Raw genomic sequence first — 18,707 nt, 5'->3', positions numbered from 1 at the left:
TCATGGGAGACTCGCCCCCATGAACGGCAAGGCAGCCTCCAGCGAAGCGCGGACCGGCTCCATGCGTTCCCGGCTCGACCGGGGGCGCGGGGCGCTCGGGCCCGCGCTGGAGCTGGTGCACACCGGGCGCGCCCCCACCCGCTCCGTCCTCACCGCCGAGCTCGGGGTCACCCGCGCCACCGCGGGCGTGGTGGCCGCCGAGCTGGAGTCGCTCGGCCTGATCACCGTCGAGCCGGGCGCCGCCGGCGGATCGCAGGGCCGCCCCTCGCACCGGCTCCAGGTTGCCGAGGACGGCCCCGTGGTGCTGGCCGCGCAGGTGCACGCCGACGGCTACCGCGCCGCGCTCGTCGGGCTCGGCGGACGGATCGTCGCGACCGCACCCGGATGCGAGATCATCGACGCCGACGCCGTGCAGGTGATCGGCTCCGTGGTGGACACCGGCGCCGAACTGCTCGCCGCCTCCGGACGCAGATGCGCGGGCGCCGGCCTCGCCGTGCCGTCCGCCGTCGAACACCCCGAGGGCCTCGCCCTCAACCCGCTGCACCTGGCCTGGCCCGCGGGCGCCCCCGTACGCCGGATCTTCGCCGAGCGCATCGCGGCCGCCGGCCTCGACGTGCCCGCCTTCACCGGCAACGACGTCAACCTCGCCGCACTCGCCGAGCACCGGCACGGCGCGGGACGCGGAGCGGCGCACCTGCTCTGCGTGGCGACCGGGCACCGCGGCGTCGGCGGCGCCCTCGTGCTCGACGGCCGACTGCACACCGGCAGTTCGGGCCTCGCGCTCGAAGTCGGCCACCTCACCGTGAACCCCGAAGGGCGCCCCTGCCACTGCGGCAGCCGCGGCTGCCTGGACGTCGAGGCCGACCCGCTGGCCTTCCTGACGGCGGCCGGCCGCGACCCCGGACCCGAGGTCTCGCTCCTCCAACAGGCCAGGGACCTGCTGCGCTCGGCGTACGACGACACGCAAGTGCGCATGGCGGCCGAGGAGTTGATCGACCGGCTCGGCCTCGGTCTCGCGGGCCTGGTGAACATCCTCAACCCCGACCGCATCATCCTCGGCGGCCTGCACCGCGCGCTCCTCGAAGCGGACCCGGACCGGCTGCGCGCGGTCGTCGCGGACCGCAGCCTGTGGGGCCGCAGCGGCGAGGTGCCGATCCTGTCCTGCACCCTCGACCACAACTCCCTGGTCGGCGCGGCGGAGTTGGCCTGGCAGCCGGTCCTCGACGATCCGATGCAGTTGGCAGGATGAAGGCGTCCGGACGGAAGCGGGCGACGGCGCCCTCGCGTCCGGCGAGAACCGAGAACAACGACGGTGAGAACGTGTACGAAGAGAACGGCAGCAGTGTGAACGGGTACGAACAGAACGGCGGCGCCTTCCACCAGGTCACCGACGGCGTCTACGTGGGCCAGGCCGACCGCGACGCCGCACTCGACCGCGGCTGGCTCCTGGGCCACTTCAAGGACCCCGCCGATCCACGGCACTGCGCCGAGCTGGAGATCAAGTGGGGTGTGCACCCGCAGGGTGACACCCGCGCGGCCTGGGCGACAGGTGAGGTCCGCACGGCCCTCCTCGTCCTCATCAGTGGCCGCTTCCGGCTCGAGTTCCCCGGCCACGACGTCGTCCTCAAGGAGCAGGGCGAGTACGTGATGTGGGGCAAGGGGGTCGACCACTCCTGGTACGCCGAGGAGGAGTCGGTCGTCCTGACCGTGCGCTGGCCTTCCGTGCCGGGATACCGGGTGGACGCGCCGGAAGCCGACTGACGGCCGACCGCCGCACGCCGGCCGCACGCCCCGCGGAGCGCACCCCTACGCCCCGCACAGCAGGGCCGGGGCCGCCCCCGTACTCCCCACGGAGCAGACGAACAGCCGCTGGCCGTACGACGACCCCGACCCCTCCCCGGCGGGAGTCTCGATGCATCGACAACGCATCGCAGACCTCGAGGACCTCCTCGAGCACTCATCTGGGAGATGGTTCGGATGCAGACCCTGGCACACTTCGGCGACGGCGGGCCCGGCCCGTGGATCCTGCTCTTCCCGCTGATCTGGGCGGCCGTCGTGATCGGCGGGATCACGCTCCTGCGCCGCACCGTGTGGCGCGGCCGCGGCCCGCGCGGACCCTGGCGCGGGCGCCCCGACGCGCAGAGCCCCGACGCGCAGAGCCCGATCACTGTCCTCGGCCACCGGTTCGCCTCCGGTGAGATCGACGAGGACGAGTACTGGCGCCGCCTGACCGTGCTCGACGAGGAGTTCGGCCGGCACACCGCCAAGGGCCGCAAGGGCGGTGCGGCATGAGCACCGCCACCGGCACGGCCACCGCGGCCCGCGTCGTGGACGCCGTCAAGGTCTACGGCGCGGGCGACACCGCGGTACGGGCCCTGGACGGGGTGAGCGTCGACTTCGCGGCCGGCCGCTTCACTGCGATCATGGGCCCCTCCGGCTCCGGCAAGTCCACCCTCATGCACTGCGCCGCCGGACTCGACACCCTCACCTCGGGCTCCGCGTTCATCGGCGGCACCGACCTGAGCGCCCTCGACGACAAGCGGCTCACGCTGCTGCGCCGCGACCGGGTCGGCTTCGTGTTCCAGGCGTACAACCTGCTGCCCACCCTCACCGTCGCCGAGAACATCACGCTGCCCATCGACCTGGCGGGCGGCCGCGTGGACCAGCAGTGGATCGACGCGCTCGTCGACGTCGTCGGTCTCGGCGACCGGCTGCACCACCGGCCGGCGGAGCTTTCCGGCGGACAGCAGCAACGCGTCGCCGTGGCACGGGCGTTCGCCGGCCGGCCAGAGGTCGTCTTCGCCGACGAACCGACCGGCAACCTGGACTCCCGCGCGGGCGAGGAAGTGCTCGGCCTGCTCGGCCGCGCCGTCCGGCAGACGGACCGCACGGTCGTCATGGTCACCCACGACCCCGTCGCCGCCGCCCACGCCGACGAGGTGGTCTTCCTCGCGGACGGGCGCCTCGTCGACCGCATGGCCGCGCCCACCGCCGAGAAGGTCCTCGACCGCATGAAGGCCTTCGACGCACGGACGACCGCCGACACATCCCGGGGAGGCACCCCATGAACGGCGCCACCGCACGGATCAGCCTCTCCTCGCTGCGCGCCCACAAGCGCCGGTTCGCCGGCACCTTCACCGCGGTCCTGCTCGGCGTCGCCTTCCTCGCGGGCACCCTCGTGATGGGCGACACCCTCAAGGCCGGCTTCAACGCCATGTTCGGCAGCGCCGCCGCCGGCACCGACGCCGTCGTGCGCAGCGCCGACACCATCACCACCCCCGGCGAGAGCCAGGGCATCCGCGACTCCGTGCCCACGTCGCTCGTGGACCGCATCGAGCAGCTGCCCGGCGTGGCCGCCGCCGCGCCCAGCATCCAGGGCGCCGGCCAGCTCGTCGGCAAGGACGGCGACCCCGTCGGCGGCGCCGGGCCGCCCACCCTCGCCGGCAACTGGATCGACGACCCGCAGCTCAACCCGTACCAACTCGCCGAAGGGCGCGCCCCGCAGAAGTCCGGCGAGGTCGTCGTCAACCGCGGCGCCGCCGAGACCGGCGGCCTGAAGCTCGGCGACACGACCACCCTGCGCACCCCCGACCCGGTCGAGGTCACCATCGTGGGCCTCGCCACCTTCGGCGGCGCCGACGGCATGGCCCAGGTGACCTTCACGGGCATGACCCAGGCCGACGCGGAGAAGTACCTCACGCCCGAGCCCGGCCAGGCGTCCACCATCTCGGTGCGCGCCGGGCCCGGCGTCGGCCAGCAGGAGCTCGTCGACGCGCTGAATCCCGTACTGCCCAAGGGAGTTGAAGCGATCACCGGACAGGCCTCGGCCGCGGAGAACACCGACATGATCTCCGGGCAGTTCCTCGACCTGTTCACCACGTTCCTGCTCGTGTTCAGCGGGATCGCGCTGCTCGTCGCCACCTTCTCGATCCACAACACCTTCGCCATCGTGGTGGCCCAGCGCACCCGCGAGAACGCCCTGCTGCGCGCCCTCGGCGCCTCGCGCCGCCAGGTCGTGCACGCCACGCTGATCGAGGCCGCGGCCGTGGCCGTCCTCGCCTCGGCCGCCGGGCTCCTCGGCGGGATCGGCGTCGCGGCCGGACTCCAGGCGCTGTTCCCGGCGATCGGATTCCCTTTCCCCGAGGGCGACTTGGTGATCACCATTCTGTCGATGGTGCTGCCGCTGGCCGTGGGCGTCCTCGTCTGCCTCGGCTCGGCGCTGCTGCCTGCCGTACGGGCCGGACGCACCGCGCCCCTCGCCGCCCTGCGCGAGAGCCAGACCGACGACTCCGGCGCCTCACGTCGGCGCGCGGTCATCGGCGGCGCCTTCGGCGCGCTGGCCCTCGGCATCACCCTCGTCGGCGTGCTGGTGAGCCCGTCCCTGGTCCTGGCCGGCACCGGCGCCGTCCTCGCCCTCGTGGCCTTCGTGGTGCTCGGGCCGGTGGCGTCCCACCGCGCGGTCCGGATCCTCGGCGGCCCCCTGGACCGGCTGCGCGGCGTCACCGGAGGCCTCGCCCGCCGTAACGCCCTGCGCAGCCCCAAGCGGACCGCGGCCACCGCGAGCGCGCTGATGATCGGGGTCGCGGTGGTCGGCCTGTTCACCGTGTTCGCCGCCTCCCTGAAGGCGACGATGGACCAGACCGTCTCACGCTCCTTCGCGGGCGACGTCGCGGTCAGCGCCCCGGCCTTCGGCGCGGGCGGCAGCGGTCTGAGCCCCCGCCTTGCGCCCGCGCTCGCGGACCTTCCCGAGGTGGAGAACGCCGTCGGGCTCGGCAGGGGAGTGGCCGAAGTCAACGGCGCGGGCCGCCAGTTGACGGTCACCGACCCGGCGGGCCTCGCCCGGGGCTTCGACCTCGGCACCGTCGACGGCTCGCTCACCTCCCTCGGCGGCGACGGCATCGCGCTCGCCCGCGACGAAGCGGACCAGCGCGGCCTGGAGGTCGGCGACACCGCCCGGCTCGCCTTCACCGACGGCACACAGCAGCCCTTCACCGTACGGGCCGTCTTCGACCGGTCGGAACTCGCGGGCGACTACGTCATCACCCGGGAAGCCTGGGCGCCGCACCGCACCCAGGACTCCGACACGCTCGTCGCGGTCACGTTCAAGGAGGGCGTGGGCTCCGACGACGGACGCGCCGCGGTCGAGAAGGCGGCCGCCGTGTACGGCGGGCCCGAGGTGCAGACCCGCGAGGAGTACGCCCAGTCGGCGGCCGGAGGCATCGACATGATGCTCACGCTCGTCTACGCGCTGCTGGCCCTCGCCGTGCTCATCGCCCTCCTGGGCATCGCCAACACCCTCACCCTGTCGGTGCACGAACGCACCCGCGAACTCGGCCTGCTGCGCAGCGTCGGCCAGACCCGCGCCCAGCTGCGCGCGATGGTCCGCTGGGAGTCGGTGCTCGTCGCGGCCTTCGGCACCGCCGGCGGCCTCGCGCTCGGCGGCTTCCTCGGCTGGATCCTGGTCAAGGCCTCGGACGGCGCGAGCGACAGCGCGTTCGCCTTCGCGCTGCCGCCCTTGCCGCTCACCGTGGTGGCGCTCGTCGGCCTCCTGGCCGGCGCGGTCGCGGGCCTCAGGCCGGCCCGCCGCGCGGCCCGCCTGGATGTGCTGCGGGCCATCGCCACGGAGTGAGCCCGGCGGGTGGACGGGGTAGCGGCGCCCGCCACCCCGCGCAGCAGCGGCGCCCACCGCCCTCGTACGAGAAAGGGATCACCGCCCGGTCAGCCCACCACGGCCGACCGGGCGGGAGTCTTCACCACCGTGTGGTGCGCGGGCCCGTCCGCGAGCGCGGGGTCCGCATACCGCCCCGCACCGCCCTGGACCTCGGTGAACGGCATCGCACCGTGCAGCGGATACGCCGGCAGCGCCACGGCGGGCGAGGGCGCGGGCAGCGAGAACCACACCGTCTTTCCCGCGGGTCCGTCCGGCCGCACGCCCCAGCTCTCGCTGACGGCGGCGATCATCGCGAGCCCGCGGCCGCAGGTGGCCAGCGGATCGGCGGCGCGCACTTCGGGCATACGGGGGTCGTGGTCGTGCACGGACACCGTCAGGCGGTCGAGCAGCAGCTCGATCTCGACGGTGCACATCTTGTCCGGCTGGGCGTGCCGGTGGACGTTCGTGAGCAGTTCGGTGACGCCGAGCGCGGCAGGGTCGATCAGGGGATCGAGATGCCAGTAGCGCAACTGCGCCGAGACGATTCTGCGGACTTGCCCGATCCGCGACGGCAGGGCCTGGAGCTCCACCGTGCAGTGCCTGCTTGGCTGGCTGATCACGGCTGCGACTCCTCGGATTGAGGCGAGGAAGAAGAAGGCTGAGAAGGCTGAACGGATCCGGAGCAAGGCCCGGATGTGTCCCACGATGACTGCCTGCTGGGCGGTGCTGGGTCGCAGCGTGACCGCCGTTGAACCCTGAGTAGTGAGGTGCCTCCAGCGTGACTCAGGGGGTTCGGCTGTGCAACTTGCGTGACATCCGCCCAGCGCCGCGGGCGTGGCGCGGGCGGCCGGGTCAGCCGCTGCGGAAGCGGGCGGTGGCCTCGCGTACGGCCTCTATGAACCGGCTGGCGGCCGGGGGACCGGACTTTCCGGGAGGCGGGTCGAGTTCACCGAGGGTCAGCGAGTACCGGGTGCCGTTGACCGTCGCGAGCGCCTTGTCCTCGGGCACGTACCAGGGGCGCTCGGCGCTGACCTCCGCCAGCGGGGCGCTGTCGATCTCCCGCCCGTAGCTCGTGAGCAGTTCGAGACGGCCGCCCTTGATCCGCACCTGCCCGGCCCGGGTGAGCGAGCGCAGTCGCCGGCCGATCCTGACGCCCGTGGCCCTGAACTCCGTCTCCGCCATCACGTTCGCCCCCAAGCTGTCCGCATCGGCGTGGTCCGTCCACCGCCACCGTACGTCGGTCCGCCCGCCTGCCGCGGCGCGGACCGTGCTGGCAGTCTGCCCGCGACCGGGGCTCGGCACCAGTGTTCCTCCGGACGCCGCACGGACGGGCCCCGGTTGCGGGCGCCCGGGGCTGCGAACTGGGCGCCCCAAGGACGCCTTTGGGGCGCTCAAAGCCTTGTTTGTGCAGGTGAGAAGCGTGCGTCGGCTGTCTATGCTTGAGGCGGACCCGCGGTCCGGCAGCACTGTTCGCCCGTGGGCCGCAAGCGCCTGCGGTCGATCCTGCGGGCACGGGCCAGGTAAGGGAGCGGCGCGGTGAGCACGGCACAGAAGCCTCAGACCCCGGCGGTCATGTCGACCGTCGACGTGGACCGGAGCGATCTCGCGTACCGCCACTGGCTGAAAGAAGCCGTGCGCAAGGTGCAGGCGGACGCCAACCGCTCCGCCGACACCCATCTCCTGCGCTTCCCGCTGCCCGAGCAGTGGGGCATCGACCTGTACTTGAAGGACGAGTCGACCCATCCGACGGGAAGTCTCAAGCACCGTCTGGCCCGTTCGCTGTTCCTGTACGGCCTGTGCAACGGCTGGATCCGTCCCGGCGCACCGGTCATCGAGGCGTCCAGCGGCTCGACCGCCGTCTCGGAGGCCTACTTCGCGAAGCTGATCGGGGTGCCCTTCATCGCGGTGATGCCGCGTACGACGAGCGCCGAGAAGTGCCGGCTGATCGAATTCCACGGCGGACAGTGCCACTTCGTGGACGACCCGCGCGCCATGTACGAGGAGGCGGCCGCGCTCGCGGCGCGCACCGGCGGCCACTACATGGACCAGTTCACGTACGCGGAGCGCGCCACCGACTGGCGCGGCAACAACAACATCGCCGAATCGATCTACCAGCAGCTGAAGTTGGAGCGCTACCCGGAGCCCGCGTGGATCGTGGCGACGGCAGGCACCGGCGGCACGTCGGCGACGATCGCGCGCTATGTGCACTACATGCAGCACGACACGCGCATCTGCGTGCCCGACCCGGAGAACTCCTGCTTCTTCGACGGCTGGGTCAACGGCGACCCGGGCTGCACCAGCGACTGCGGCTCGCGGATCGAGGGCATCGGCCGGCCCCGCATGGAGCCGAGCTTCGTGCCGGGCGCCATCGACCGCATGATGAAGGTCCCCGACGCGGCGAGCGTCGCCGCCGTACGCGCCCTCGAATCCGCCATCGGCCGCAAGGCGGGCGGCTCCACGGGCACCGGCCTGTGGAGCGCGCTGAAGATCATCGCGGAGATGGTCGCGGCGGGCGAGAAGGGCAGCGTCGTCACGCTGATCTGCGACCCGGGGGACCGCTACCTCGACAAGTACTACTCGGACGCGTGGCTGGCCGAACAGGGCCTGGACATCGCGCCGTACAGCGCGGCGATCGAGTCCTTCCTCGCGACGGGGGTCTGGCCCGCCTGAGGCGCAGCGTGCCAGGGCCGGACGGGGGTCAGTGCCGTCCGCCGCGGCACCAGCGCGTGGTGGTCACGGTCGTCCCCGCGCCCGCCACGCGACCGGTGAACTCCTCGACCACCGCCTCCGACAGCGTCCGCAGGACGGCGACGAACCCGGTGGACTGCGCGGCCTCGTCGTCGACGAGGAGTCCGGTGAAGGCCAACACCTGCTCGGGAGCGCCGAGTTCGATCGGCCCGTCCGTCAGCGGCCGAGGGGGGCGGCGCACGCACACCAGCGTCATGTCCTGCTCGCGGCCGATCTCCCCGTGCCGCTCCACGAGCATGCGGTCCGCGCGGAACTCCCGGTACAGCCCGGCCTTCCAGTACGGCTCCTGCGTCGCGAACCGCTCGGCCGCCGTCCGGTCCGGGACGTCCACCACATGCACGCTGCCGGTGTGCTCCTCGCCGTCCGCGGACAGCGTCGGCCCGCGCAGCACCAGCCGGTCGGCGAAACCGTCCATGTACGACCAGTGCTCCTCGGCCCGGTCGATCATCCGGTCCTGCACACCCGGCGCGTCTTCGGCGTATACGTAGAACAGCATGCGCCGAACGTACAGGTCGAGTTTTGCGCGCTCGGCGGCCGCCCCAAGTCCTGGGGGCGCGGCGGTTATCGCGCCCGGCTCTTCGCGAGCAGCTTGTCGAGGGACGCCACCGCCCCGCGGAACGCCGTCCCCAGACCCGGTCCGGCCACCTTGAAGAAGGCGCGCAGCGGGGCCGGGCCGTCCACGGCGAACGTCCACTGGATCCGGCTCCCTGTGCCCGCCGGGGTGATCCGCCACTCCTCGACGAGATGCCGCACCCCGGGGGCGTTCGTCTCGTCCACGCGGTACGCGTACACCTCGTCCGGCTGCGCGGCGAGGATCGTCTCCTCGAACCGGATCCCGCCCTGCAGCACCACGGTGCGCCGGGCGCCCTCGTCGTGCGGCGTGGCCCGCTTCACCGAGCGGAACCACCGGGGCAGGGTCGGCACCTGCTCGGCTATCGCGTGGTACGCCTCGGCGGGCGGCGCCGCGATCTCGCGCGCGAACACCAGGCGGACCGGGGCCGCCTCCAGGAAGTCGAGCCCCACCGGGGTCAGTCGGCGTGCCATGGGAATCCCCCCAAGTCGAAACGGCAGCTCACCGCCCGGCGCCCGGGCCCGGTCACCATAGCTGAGGGGGTGTCAGGTGCGGAAGGCGGGTCCGGTGAAGGTGTGCGCGGGCGGCGACGCGTGCCTTGCGGATGCCGTCACGTGCCGCGCGGATGGCGGGCGGTGGTCTTTTCGTACGCAGGCGGGTCGGCGCATCGTGGAGGGGACGGAGAGGACCGGACCCCAGGGGAGTGCCGCATGTCCAAGGAACCCGAACTGCACCTGTGGCTGCGCCCCACCCACGGCGAGCCGCTGACGATCCGGACCCGGAGCTTCGGCTCGGCCGAGGAGGCGCTGGCGAAGCTGAGCGGCGCGATCGAGCACGGATACCCGGTGAGCTGCGAGCTCAGCGGCCCCGACGACGCGGAAGGCGCGGTCGTGCTCATCAACCCCGCGGCCGTCGCGGCGGTCAAGGTGTGGCCCGAGCCGGCGGGGGAGACCGGCGACGGCAGCTACTTGTGAGGCGAGCGCACCTCTACGAGTGGGGCGAGCGAACCGGGCTCAGCCCTCGGCCGCCGTCTCCTCGCCCGCGACCACGAGATGCCGCACCCGCTCCGTGATCTCCTCGCGTACCTCGCCGGGGAGCCCCGCGTCCGTCACCCAGGTGTCGACCTGCTCCAGCTGGGCGAAGGAACTCAGGCCCACCGTGCCCCACTTGGTGTGGTCGGCGACCACCACCACGCGGCGGGCGGACTGCACCAGCCGCCGGTTGGTCTCGGCCTCGGCGAGATTCGGCGTGGACAGACCGGCCTCCAGCGATATGCCGTGCACACCGAGCAGCAGCAGATCGAAGTGGAGCGTGCCGATCGCCTGGTCCGCGACCGGGCCGACCAGCGAGTCCGACGGGGTGCGCACGCCCCCGGTCAGGACCACCGTCGCCGAGCCCTGCGCCTTGCCGTCGCCGCGCTGCGCGGAGTGGAACACGTCCGCCACGCGCACCGAGTTGGTCACCACGGTCAGGTCGGGCACGTCCAGGAGATGCTGCGCCAGCGCGTACGTGGTCGTACCGCCGGAGAGCGCGATCGCACTGCCGGGCGCCACCAGCTGCGCGGCCGCGCGGGCGATGTCCTCCTTGGCGCTGAGCTCGAGCCCCGACTTGGCCTCGAACCCGGGCTCGTGCGTGGACGCCTCGACCACCGGAACGGCCCCGCCGTGCACCTTCTCCAGGACGCCCTGGCGCGCGAGCGCGTCGAGGTCGCGGCGCACCGTCATGTCGGAGACGCCCAGCTTGCGTGTGAGTTCGTTGACCCGGACCCCGCCGCGCCGCCTGACTTCGTCGAGGATCAAGGCGCGGCGCTGCTCCGCGAGGAGGTTCTGGTTCTCGCTCACGCCCGCTCCCGTTCCTGGTGCCGTCACGTCGCCGCCCGCCGGATCCGCCGTCTCCCGCCCGCTGCGAAAGAGTCCTCATCTTTGCATGTGACACCGCATTCGGGACCCGGCGGTCCGGCGGAGTACGGGCGAACCCGCACACGTCGGGGAGATTCCGTGACGAGGGGTGCACACGCGGTGCCCGGGGCGGGATCCTGATCTGCGCAGGATCGGCTCGATGCGTATCCGTACGCAGGGGACTCACGGGGGAGCTGCTGACCGGTGCAGCGTGCCATGGCGGACAAGACCGCTCTCGAACTGCTCGTCCACGGGGTCGGCGGTGCCACGCCCGAGAAGATGCTCGGCGACCCGCGCACCGTGCGGATCACTGGCGACGACACCGCCGCCGTCTATCGCCGCACGGACGACGCGGACGCCGAGGCGCGGCCCGACGACTACCGGGGCAAACCCGTCCAGGAGGCCTACGTCTGGTGCGGCCTCACCTCGGGCAACGGTGCCCGTGCCCTGTGGCTGCTGCTCCTGCCGTTCATGGTGGCCAACCTCGCGCACTGGATGCGGCCCAGCGCCCGCGGCCGCGCGCGCACCGTCCGTCTCTACGGCGTGCTGGTCCGGCTGCTCGGCCTGACCCTCACCGTGCTCCTGGTCGCAGCCGCCTGCGAGGTCGCCCTCGACCTCACCGCCTGGCAGTGCGCCGGCACCCCCTCCTGCGCCGAGGGCCGGGCCTGGCTCGGCTTCCTCTCGCCGGAGGTGTCGGGCGGCGGCTGGTGGAGCCAGCCCGGGCGCCGGCTCGCGCTGGCCGCGCTCGTGCCCGCCGCGCTCACCGGTCTCCTCTGGTACCTGTCGCACCGCACCTGGAGCGCCTACGAGTCCGTGGAGCCGTATCCGCACCAGGCCGAGCAGGAGGAGGAGCCGCAGCTCAGCGGGCTCAGCAGGCCCGGATTCTGGTATGGGCGGCGGTTCGTGGCCCGGCTGCGCGCCGCGCACACCGCCGCCGGGCTGCTCACGGTCGCCGCCGCCGTCGCCACCTCGGCGGCCCGCCACGACCGCGCGAGCGGCGGACCCGCGCTGCTCGACGTCACGGGTCGCGTCGTCGAGGGCGTCCTGGTCGCCGGCGGCCTCGTGGTCGTCTACGTGGTGTGCCGCCGCGGCCGCAAGGACCAGACCCTCGACGAACACACCGACCGTTTCGCCGTCACCGTCCTGCCGCTCGCCGCCCTGGCCGTGCTCGCGCTCTGCCTCGTGTACGCGGGGTGGGACCGGCCCGACTGGGTCTCCTCGGGCCGCCTGCCGGGCGACCAGACCTTCGGCGCCATCGCACTGGTCCAGGGCCTCCTGGTCGTCGTCCTCACCCTCGTGGCACATGTCCTCTTCCGCAGCGACCCGTTGGCGAGCACCGCGCTGCGCGGACTCGGCGGCCCCTGCGTGGCGCTGCTCGCCTGCGCCCTCGGCGGGGTGATGTCCGGCGGTGTCGCCCAGCGCGTCGGGGACTGGCTGGACCGCGGCGCCACCCCGGGCGAGGCCGAAGGACCGCTGCCGGGACCGCCCGTCCTGCTGTCCTGGCAGGCGGCGGTGATCCCGCTCCTGCTCGTGGTCGTCGCCCTGCTCGCCCTGCTGTTCGCCGCCCGCACCCTGCGCCGCCGCCGCCTCGAACAGACCCGTGTGGAACGGGACTACGCGGAGGAACGCCCGCAGGAGTCCCGTACACGAAAAATCGCCGGAGCCCGAGCGACCGCCGCACTCACCGACAGCGCACCGGTGCTCATCGGCTGGGTCGCGGCCATAACGTTCCTGCTCGGCGCCGGAGCCCTCGCAGGCGCCTGGATGAGCGGCGAGGTGCCGGGCGTCGCCGCGGCCGGCGCGCCTGGCTTCATCGGAGGCGCCGCGGAAACCGCGCAGGCACTCGGCTCCTGGCTGATCGGCTTCGGCTTCATACTGTTCGTGACCTGGGGCCGGCGCGCCTACCGCGACGCCTCCGCGCGGCGCACCATCGGCATCCTGTGGGACGTCGGCACCTTCTGGCCGCGCGCCGCCCATCCCTTCGCCCCGCCCTGCTACGCGGAGCGCGCGGTTCCGGACCTGACCTGGCGGATGGCCACCTGGACCCGGCAGACCGGCGGCCGCCTGGTCATCTCCGGTCACTCCCAGGGCAGTGTCCTCGCGGCGGCCGCGGCCTGGCAGTTGAGCCCGGCGGTACGGTCACGGGTCGGCCTGCTCACCTACGGCTCCCCGTTGCAGCGCCTCTACGGCCGCTGGTTCCCGTCCCACTTCGGCCCCGCCTCACTCACCGCACTGCACCGCGAGGTCGACTGCTGGCGCAACCTGCACCGCCCGACGGACCCCATCGGCGGCCCCATCTCCCTGGCAGGCGAATGCGGCCCCGCGGTCGACCACCCACCCCTGAAGGACCCTCTGGCCTACGGCCGCACCCCGGCCCACCCCCTGCCGGCCCCGATCCTCGGCCACTCCGACTACCAGGCCGACCCGGCCTTCAACGAGGAACGCGCCGAACTCCTCCACCGCCTCCGCCCCACCACCGAACCCCTGGGCGCCGTCCCGACGCAGCCGGGGCCCGACTCCGAGGAGAACCAAGGCACGCCGGGCTTGGCGCCGGGCTAGCCCGGGTCTAGTCCCACCAGAACGACCAATGGGTCCGCCCCACGAGGCGCTCCGCGTATTCCGGGAAGGGTGTGGGCGGATCGTCAACGATGTTGTGGGCGGTCGTGAGCACATGCTCCACCGCGAGCAGGCGAGCGTGCTCCGCACTGACGGGAGGCCGCGCGACCGCAAGGTGCACTTCGCTGCCGGAGACGGCCACGAGCTGCGCACCGAAGCGCTCCTCCCAGCTGCGCAGCAGCGCGCACAGAAGCGCCAGCGGGGCGTCCGCGGTCCAGCCGAGCGCGGCCAGGGCATCGGCGGCACGGCGGGCGCGCACGAGGGCGAGGCGGTACGCCGGCTCGGGGCCTGTGACCTCGTCGAGCAGAGCCGCCGCCTGTGATGCCGGAGCCGTCGCGGGGGACTCGGACTGCACCGCGGGTGCGAAGCCGGGCCACTTCGCGTAAGGCGGCCCGGGGTCGTGCGGCCAGGGCTCGACGTCGTCGGGAGTCGGGACCGTACGCGGGGCGGTCCAGAACGGCAGCCGGGCGCGGCGGTACGCGGCAAAGGCGGCGGGCAGCACCTCGTGCAGACAGACGGAGTCCACGCGGTCGAGGCCGAGCGGACTCCCGATGACATCAGGCCGGACCAGCAGCGGCACCAGGCCGCTCGATGCCTGGCCGTACCGCAGCCGCGACCACAACTGCCCGACGTCGTCCGGGAATTCATCCGATACCCACACGGGCATTGGACCGGACAGGATCCGGCCGGGCGGCAGACCATGGGGAAGGGCAGGCGACATGGGCGCACCGTAGCCCGCTCCACTGACAGGCCGGCCCGGACTGTCCTGCCGAACAGCTTCCCCAGGGCGACACCGTCACCGCGATCGACGCGCAGGCACCGTGACGCCGGAACCGTCACGGCAACTCCGGCAGATCCTCCGGATACAGCAGCGTCAGGTCGTCCGTGTCCACCTCTTCGAGCTGGGCGACACGGCCCGCGTGGCGTTCCAGCATCGCCTCGAAGGTCTGGCGGGCCGTGCGGCCGTTGCCGAAGCCCAGGCCCTTCGGGAGGACCGTGAAGTACTTCGTGAGGGCCTCGCCCGTGCCCGATGCGAGGCGGTACTCGTGCTCCTCGGCCTGCTGCTCGACGATGCGGAGCAGCTCCTCGGGGGTGTAGTCGCCGAAGGTGATGGTGCGCGAGAAGCGGGAGGCGACGCCGGGGTTGACCGAAAGGAAGCGCTCCATCTCCGCGGTGTAGCCCGCGACGATCACCACCACGGCGTCGCGGTGGTCCTCCATCAGCTTCACCAGCGTGTCGATCGCCTCGCGGCCGAAGTCGCGGCCGGAGTCCTCGGGGGAGAGCGCGTACGCCTCGTCGATGAACAGCACACCGCCGCGGGCCCTGTCGAAGGCCTCCTGGGTGCGGATCGCCGTCGAGCCGATGTGTTCGCCGACCAGGTCGACCCGGGACACCTCGACCAGGTGGCCCTTCTCCAGGACGCCGAGCGACGCCAGGATCTCGCCGTACAGCCGCGCCACCGTCGTCTTGCCGGTGCCGGGGGAGCCCGTGAACACCAGGTGCCGGCGCGCGGAGGCCGCCTTGAGGCCGGCCTGCTGCCGCTTGCGGCCCACCTCGATCATGTCGGTGAGCGCCCGCACCTCGCGCTTGACGCTCTGCAGCCCGACCAGCTTGTCGAGTTCGCCGAGCACGGCCTTGGATGTACGGGCGGGCGGCGCGGGTGCGGACTCCGCCTCCGTGGTGCGCTGGCCGGGGATCGAGCCGAGGAGGCCGGTGGTCCGGGTGGCGGTCTGGACGACCGTCTCCTGGGCGACGGGCCGGACCCCGGCGCTCTCGTCGCTCGTGCAGTCCTCGACCAGGGGGCCGTCCTCGGCGAACTCGTAACCACCGCGCGCACAGCGCTCGGTGCGGCACTTGCGCAAGGTCGTACGGCAGCCGTCGAGCACATGGAAGCCATACCCGCCGCTACCCGTCACGCGGCAGCCGTGGAACGAGCCGCGGCCCTCCGCCGACACGTAGAACCCCGCCTCCGTGGGCGAGGTCACCGTGCAGCGCTCGATGGACGGATCGGCGCCCTTGGTCACGATCACACCGGTCTGCGCCCCGTCGATGGTGCAGCCGTTCAGCGTGCCGCCGCTGCCGTGGTCACGGAACCAGGCCCCCGTGGCGGCCTCGCGGATCCGGCAGTCGTCGAGCTGGGCGGTGGCGCCGTCGCTCACCGACACGGCGGTGTTGCGGACCTGGGAGAGATCGGAGTCGACCACGTCGGCGCGTGAACCGCGGTCGAGGACGAAAAGCGCGTCGGGTACGTCGTGCACGCGGCAGGCGTCGAGCACGGCCGTCGCGCCGTCGCTGACCCAGACCGCCGGATAGTCGCCCGTACTGTCGTGGATCTCGCACTGGTTGGCGTCCACGCGCGTGCCCGGGTCCCACACCGAGAGCCCGTTGCGGCCGAAGCGGCTCACGGTCGAGCGGGTCAGCGTCAGAACCGAACGGGAGCGCAGATCCACCGCGTTCTCCGGGATGTCGTGCAGCCGGCAGTCGGCCAGCGTGAGCACCGCGTCCGTGTCGAGCGTGACCCCGTCGGCCGTGGTGCGGTGCACATCGCAGTCGGTGAGGTGCGCGCTGGCCCGCGAACTGACCTGCACCCCGGAGCCCTTGATCTCGTACACCTCGCAACCCGTCGCCTCCAGCGCCGAGTTCTCGCCGGTCACGCCGAACCCCGCGCCCGAGGCGTGGTGCACCCGGCAGCGCTCCAATCGCGGATGCGCACCGCCGCGCACGGCCACGCCCACCTGCCCGGCCGCGACCACCTCGCACTCCTCGAACACGCCGCCCGCGCCGTCGAGTACGGCGATCCCGATGCCGGCCGGATTGTCCACGGTGCAGCGCCGCACGGTGGGCCGCGCGCCCCCGCGCACCTCGAGACCGCTGGCCGAACGCGTCACGATCCGCAGATCGGCGAGCTCCGGCGCCCCGTCCTCCACGAGCAGCGCGGGCGCTGCCGCGTCCTGCCCCTCGACCTGCAGATCCTGGACGATCGCGGAGGCCCGCACCGTCAGCGGCACCCCGTCCGCGGGCGCGAGCCGCACGGAGCCGGGGGAGCCCTCGGGACCGCGCAGGGTCACCGCCCGCTGCACCACAAGGTTCTCGCGGTAGGTGCCAGGGGCGACGGTCAGCACGTCACCGTCGCCCGCGGCCTCGAGTGCGGCGGCGAGCGAGGCGTACTCGCCGGTGCGGCGCCGCCACCTCGACGTGCCGGTGTGCGTCACCTGGACCGTGCCCTGAGCCATGGCGCTGCTTAGCCCCCACCTCTGCGTGTTCCTCGCGTCCGACGCACCGCTCCGCGTGGCGCGCACCCTGCGGCCGCACACCCGCGCCGCGCGCCGTACGTGCCGCGCGCTGCGTATCCGCGTATGCAGCGCATTCCGCGTCCGACGCACCACCGTAGCGTGCGCGGGCCGGCCGTATTGACCGGTCGGGCAGGTCTCGACCGTGAGGAGGAACGCACCGTGCCGCGTGCGAGCGGCCCGTGCGGCGCCGGCTCAACTACAGCTGCCGGTACGCCCCGGCTGCATGCAAGGGCTCAACTTCCAGTGCCGGTACGCCCCCAGTCGGGTCCGGCCTGGGCCCACTCGGTGTCCCAGCGGGCATAGCGGCGGCGCAGGAGCTGCCAACGGGCCAGCCGCCGCAGGCCTTCGATCAACGCCACGGTGGCCGCCGCCGCCCCGATACCCGCGAGCCCTGCGTGCACGCCCGCGGTACCGGTGGCCATGGGCTTGCGCACCGGCTCGCCCCGCTCGTCCACCCACAGGGTGAACGTGTCGCCGGGACGGGGATGCGTCATGCCGCTGGGCACGGTCCCGTGGTGCCAAGTGCCGTCAGGGGCCTGCCAGTCGGCCACCACGCGGGCGGTGCGGTCGCGCTCGGAGGCGGTCTCGGGGTCGGGGTCGATGCGGGCCTGACCGGAAATTTTGTCGACCGTCGCCTGTACACGATGCCGGGTGTCGTGCTGGACTTGTACCGCACGATTGAGCGCGGCGCTGCTCGATGCCCCCACCGCGGCCCCGACCATGGGCGCCACGAGCACCATGGCAAGCAGCGCGGACAGAGCCACCCAAGCCTCGAGGAGGTCGGTCGCGCGGCGCAGCGGATTGCCCCGCCAGCGCCACAATCCTGTGATCGTTCGCATGACTGCGCACCCCTTCCGTGACCGCGGTGACGGCACGGCACGGTTCAGCACCACAGGTGCCCACCACAGGCGTCATCAATCCCATGTGATGACGCCCCTTCGGAGCGCCCCGGACCCGCCACGGCCGTGGAGCGTGTTCCCCTGCCCGTGATTGTTCCCCGTATTCCTGTGGAATCCCAGCGGTCCGCAGCGGCCGACGGCCGAGGATCGCGCGTCGGCGGCCTGCCGGCAGTCGAGGCGGGGCAGCGGCGGTCAGTCCAGGATCTCGAACGGATCGCCCACGCGGATCGTGCCGGTGGTCTCCGGGATCAGGTTCTGCCCGAACACCAGCTCGCTCCCGAAGCGGCGGTGGCGCGCGAGCGTGCGCAGCGGCTCCTTGCCGCGCGTGGCCGTCAGCTGGTCGGTGGTCGTCACGACGCAGCGCCCGCACGGCTTCGCCACACGGAACACCGCCTCACCGATCGCCACGCGCTTGAAGTCGTCCTCGGCCCACGGCTCGGTGCCCTCGATGACCACATTCGGCCGGAAACGGTTCATCGGCAGCGGCCCCTCGTCGGGGTGGTCGCCCTGCGCGATCAGCGAGTTGAGGGCGTCGAGGGAGGCGGTCGTGGCGAGCAGCAGCGGATACCCGTCGGCGAAGGACACGGTCTCGCCGGGCCGCGCGAACTCGGGGTCGATCGGCCGGCGGACGGCCGGCTCGTCGAGATGCACCAGGCGGGCCTCGGTCCCGAGATACGCGCTGAACCACGCGTGTGCCTCGGCGGCGGCCTCCACCGCCTCGATGTCGTCCTGCCACACGCCCACCGTCACGGTCGCTCCGGGCTCGGGCACCGCGACCGTCAGCGGATCGCGCCCGGGCGCGCGGAAACGCACCCCGTCGGGCAGCAACTCCGGTTCGACCAGGGCGAGTCGGGCCTGTCCCCGCTGGGTGATCAGGCGTCCGGCGGCGTCGACGAGCAGCCAGCGGCGGTCCCCGGCCAGGCCCCAGGGCTCCACGACGGCCTCGGACGGCGCGAAACCCCGCGCCGCCTTCAGCGGATGGACGTGGATCGAGTGCAATATCGCGGTCGGCATGGGCCCATCCTGCCAGTC

17 protein-coding genes are annotated in these 18,707 nt (G+C 73.0%); 8 read left to right on the top strand and 9 right to left on the bottom strand.

From position 1 onward, the window contains the following. The first annotated feature begins 19 nt into the window (after positions 1 to 19). The 5 genes from BLT97_RS00815 to BLT97_RS00795 all read left to right on the top strand — a co-directional run bounded on the left by BLT97_RS00815 (position 20) and on the right by BLT97_RS00795 (position 5,629). Positions 20 to 1,249, top strand: a complete 1,230-nt coding sequence (locus tag BLT97_RS00815) for an ROK family protein (RefSeq protein WP_093606679.1) — start codon at positions 20 to 22, stop codon at positions 1,247 to 1,249. A 95-nt stretch (positions 1,250 to 1,344) separates the two neighbouring features. Continuing rightward, the gene (locus tag BLT97_RS00810) at positions 1,345 to 1,761 is read left to right on the top strand and encodes a cupin domain-containing protein (protein WP_093607672.1); all 417 of its coding nucleotides are present in this window, start codon (positions 1,345 to 1,347) and stop codon (positions 1,759 to 1,761) included. 216 nt (positions 1,762 to 1,977) lie between these two features. Continuing rightward, on the top strand, positions 1,978 to 2,292 hold the full coding sequence (locus tag BLT97_RS00805; protein WP_093606678.1) for an SHOCT domain-containing protein: 315 nt from the start codon (positions 1,978 to 1,980) through the stop codon (positions 2,290 to 2,292). Further along, positions 2,289 to 3,068, top strand: coding sequence for an ABC transporter ATP-binding protein (locus tag BLT97_RS00800; RefSeq protein ID WP_093606677.1), 780 nt, complete (start codon positions 2,289 to 2,291; stop codon positions 3,066 to 3,068). Before BLT97_RS00805 ends, BLT97_RS00800 begins: the two co-directional genes overlap by 4 nt. After that, complete coding sequence (locus BLT97_RS00795; protein WP_093606676.1) at positions 3,065 to 5,629, top strand: ABC transporter permease; 2,565 nt, start codon at positions 3,065 to 3,067, stop codon at positions 5,627 to 5,629. The genes BLT97_RS00800 and BLT97_RS00795 overlap by 4 nt, the downstream gene beginning before the upstream one ends. A gap of 89 nt (positions 5,630 to 5,718) precedes the next feature. On the opposite strand, the gene BLT97_RS00790 is transcribed toward BLT97_RS00795, so the two are convergent. Both BLT97_RS00790 and BLT97_RS00785 read right to left on the bottom strand, forming a co-directional pair. Continuing rightward, on the bottom strand, positions 5,719 to 6,270 hold the full coding sequence (locus BLT97_RS00790; RefSeq protein ID WP_093606675.1) for an ATP-binding protein: 552 nt from the start codon (positions 6,268 to 6,270) through the stop codon (positions 5,719 to 5,721). Positions 6,271 to 6,502: 232 nt separating this feature from the next. Continuing rightward, positions 6,503 to 6,832 carry a hypothetical protein gene (locus tag BLT97_RS00785; protein WP_093606674.1) on the bottom strand — a complete coding sequence of 110 codons (330 nt, stop codon included), beginning with the start codon at positions 6,830 to 6,832 and terminating at the stop codon, positions 6,503 to 6,505. 390 nt (positions 6,833 to 7,222) lie between these two features. Between BLT97_RS00785 and cds1 the strand changes: the two genes are divergently transcribed. Further along, positions 7,223 to 8,320 (top strand): L-cysteine desulfhydrase Cds1, encoded by a 1,098-nt coding sequence (gene cds1 / locus BLT97_RS00780; protein ID WP_093607671.1) that lies wholly within the window; start codon positions 7,223 to 7,225, stop codon positions 8,318 to 8,320. A 28-nt stretch (positions 8,321 to 8,348) separates the two neighbouring features. Here the strand turns inward: cds1 and BLT97_RS00775 are convergent, their stop codons facing one another. Both BLT97_RS00775 and BLT97_RS00770 read right to left on the bottom strand, forming a co-directional pair. Beyond that, entirely contained in the window at positions 8,349 to 8,894 is a 546-nt protein-coding gene (locus tag BLT97_RS00775; protein WP_093606673.1) for a YciI family protein, read from the bottom strand. 65 nt (positions 8,895 to 8,959) lie between these two features. Then, a complete protein-coding gene (locus BLT97_RS00770; RefSeq protein WP_093606672.1) occupies positions 8,960 to 9,442 on the bottom strand; it encodes an SRPBCC family protein in 483 nt (160 codons plus the stop codon). A 237-nt stretch (positions 9,443 to 9,679) separates the two neighbouring features. Here BLT97_RS00770 and BLT97_RS00765 point away from each other — a divergent pair, with 237 nt between their 5' ends. Further along, on the top strand, positions 9,680 to 9,943 hold the full coding sequence (locus BLT97_RS00765) for a hypothetical protein (protein ID WP_093606671.1): 264 nt from the start codon (positions 9,680 to 9,682) through the stop codon (positions 9,941 to 9,943). Positions 9,944 to 9,982: 39 nt separating this feature from the next. Here BLT97_RS00765 and BLT97_RS00760 read toward each other — a convergent pair whose 3' ends face one another. Beyond that, entirely contained in the window at positions 9,983 to 10,810 is an 828-nt protein-coding gene (locus BLT97_RS00760) for a DeoR/GlpR family DNA-binding transcription regulator (protein WP_093606670.1), read from the bottom strand. Between the two features lie 273 nt (positions 10,811 to 11,083). Here BLT97_RS00760 and BLT97_RS00755 point away from each other — a divergent pair, with 273 nt between their 5' ends. Continuing rightward, positions 11,084 to 13,426, top strand: coding sequence for a hypothetical protein (locus BLT97_RS00755; RefSeq protein ID WP_093606669.1), 2,343 nt, complete (start codon positions 11,084 to 11,086; stop codon positions 13,424 to 13,426). A gap of 7 nt (positions 13,427 to 13,433) precedes the next feature. On the opposite strand, the gene BLT97_RS00750 is transcribed toward BLT97_RS00755, so the two are convergent. The 4 genes from BLT97_RS00750 to BLT97_RS00735 all read right to left on the bottom strand — a co-directional run bounded on the left by BLT97_RS00750 (position 13,434) and on the right by BLT97_RS00735 (position 18,689). Beyond that, on the bottom strand, positions 13,434 to 14,204 hold the full coding sequence (locus BLT97_RS00750; protein WP_245769076.1) for a DUF4253 domain-containing protein: 771 nt from the start codon (positions 14,202 to 14,204) through the stop codon (positions 13,434 to 13,436). Between the two features lie 115 nt (positions 14,205 to 14,319). Beyond that, the gene (locus tag BLT97_RS00745; protein WP_093606667.1) at positions 14,320 to 16,716 is read right to left on the bottom strand and encodes a right-handed parallel beta-helix repeat-containing protein; all 2,397 of its coding nucleotides are present in this window, start codon (positions 16,714 to 16,716) and stop codon (positions 14,320 to 14,322) included. Between the two features lie 293 nt (positions 16,717 to 17,009). Then, on the bottom strand, positions 17,010 to 17,615 hold the full coding sequence (locus BLT97_RS00740; RefSeq protein WP_093606666.1) for an Rv1733c family protein: 606 nt from the start codon (positions 17,613 to 17,615) through the stop codon (positions 17,010 to 17,012). Between the two features lie 252 nt (positions 17,616 to 17,867). Then, a complete protein-coding gene (locus BLT97_RS00735; RefSeq protein ID WP_093606665.1) occupies positions 17,868 to 18,689 on the bottom strand; it encodes an MOSC domain-containing protein in 822 nt (273 codons plus the stop codon). Between the last annotated feature and the right edge of the window lie 18 nt (positions 18,690 to 18,707).

The sequence above is a fragment of the Streptomyces indicus genome (assembly GCF_900100315.1).
GTDB lineage: Bacteria > Actinomycetota > Actinomycetes > Streptomycetales > Streptomycetaceae > Streptomyces > Streptomyces indicus.
The sequence above is the reverse complement of the archived record's forward strand: the minus strand, read 5'-3'. Positions and strand labels throughout refer to the sequence as shown.

Coding starts and splice junctions, on each gene's coding strand:
- BLT97_RS00815 (WP_093606679.1), top strand. CDS start 20: ATGAACGGCAAGGCAGCCTCCAGCGAAGCGCGGACCGGCTCCATGCGT.
- BLT97_RS00805 (WP_093606678.1), top strand. CDS start 1,978: ATGCAGACCCTGGCACACTTCGGCGACGGCGGGCCCGGCCCGTGGATC.
- BLT97_RS00800 (WP_093606677.1), top strand. CDS start 2,289: ATGAGCACCGCCACCGGCACGGCCACCGCGGCCCGCGTCGTGGACGCC.
- BLT97_RS00795 (WP_093606676.1), top strand. CDS start 3,065: ATGAACGGCGCCACCGCACGGATCAGCCTCTCCTCGCTGCGCGCCCAC.
- BLT97_RS00785 (WP_093606674.1), bottom strand. CDS start 6,832: ATGGCGGAGACGGAGTTCAGGGCCACGGGCGTCAGGATCGGCCGGCGA.
- cds1 (WP_093607671.1), top strand. CDS start 7,223: ATGTCGACCGTCGACGTGGACCGGAGCGATCTCGCGTACCGCCACTGG.
- BLT97_RS00775 (WP_093606673.1), bottom strand. CDS start 8,894: ATGCTGTTCTACGTATACGCCGAAGACGCGCCGGGTGTGCAGGACCGG.
- BLT97_RS00770 (WP_093606672.1), bottom strand. CDS start 9,442: ATGGCACGCCGACTGACCCCGGTGGGGCTCGACTTCCTGGAGGCGGCC.
- BLT97_RS00765 (WP_093606671.1), top strand. CDS start 9,680: ATGTCCAAGGAACCCGAACTGCACCTGTGGCTGCGCCCCACCCACGGC.
- BLT97_RS00755 (WP_093606669.1), top strand. CDS start 11,084: ATGGCGGACAAGACCGCTCTCGAACTGCTCGTCCACGGGGTCGGCGGT.
- BLT97_RS00750 (WP_245769076.1), bottom strand. CDS start 14,204: ATGTCGCCTGCCCTTCCCCATGGTCTGCCGCCCGGCCGGATCCTGTCC.
- BLT97_RS00745 (WP_093606667.1), bottom strand. CDS start 16,716: ATGGCTCAGGGCACGGTCCAGGTGACGCACACCGGCACGTCGAGGTGG.
- BLT97_RS00740 (WP_093606666.1), bottom strand. CDS start 17,615: ATGCGAACGATCACAGGATTGTGGCGCTGGCGGGGCAATCCGCTGCGC.
- BLT97_RS00735 (WP_093606665.1), bottom strand. CDS start 18,689: ATGCCGACCGCGATATTGCACTCGATCCACGTCCATCCGCTGAAGGCG.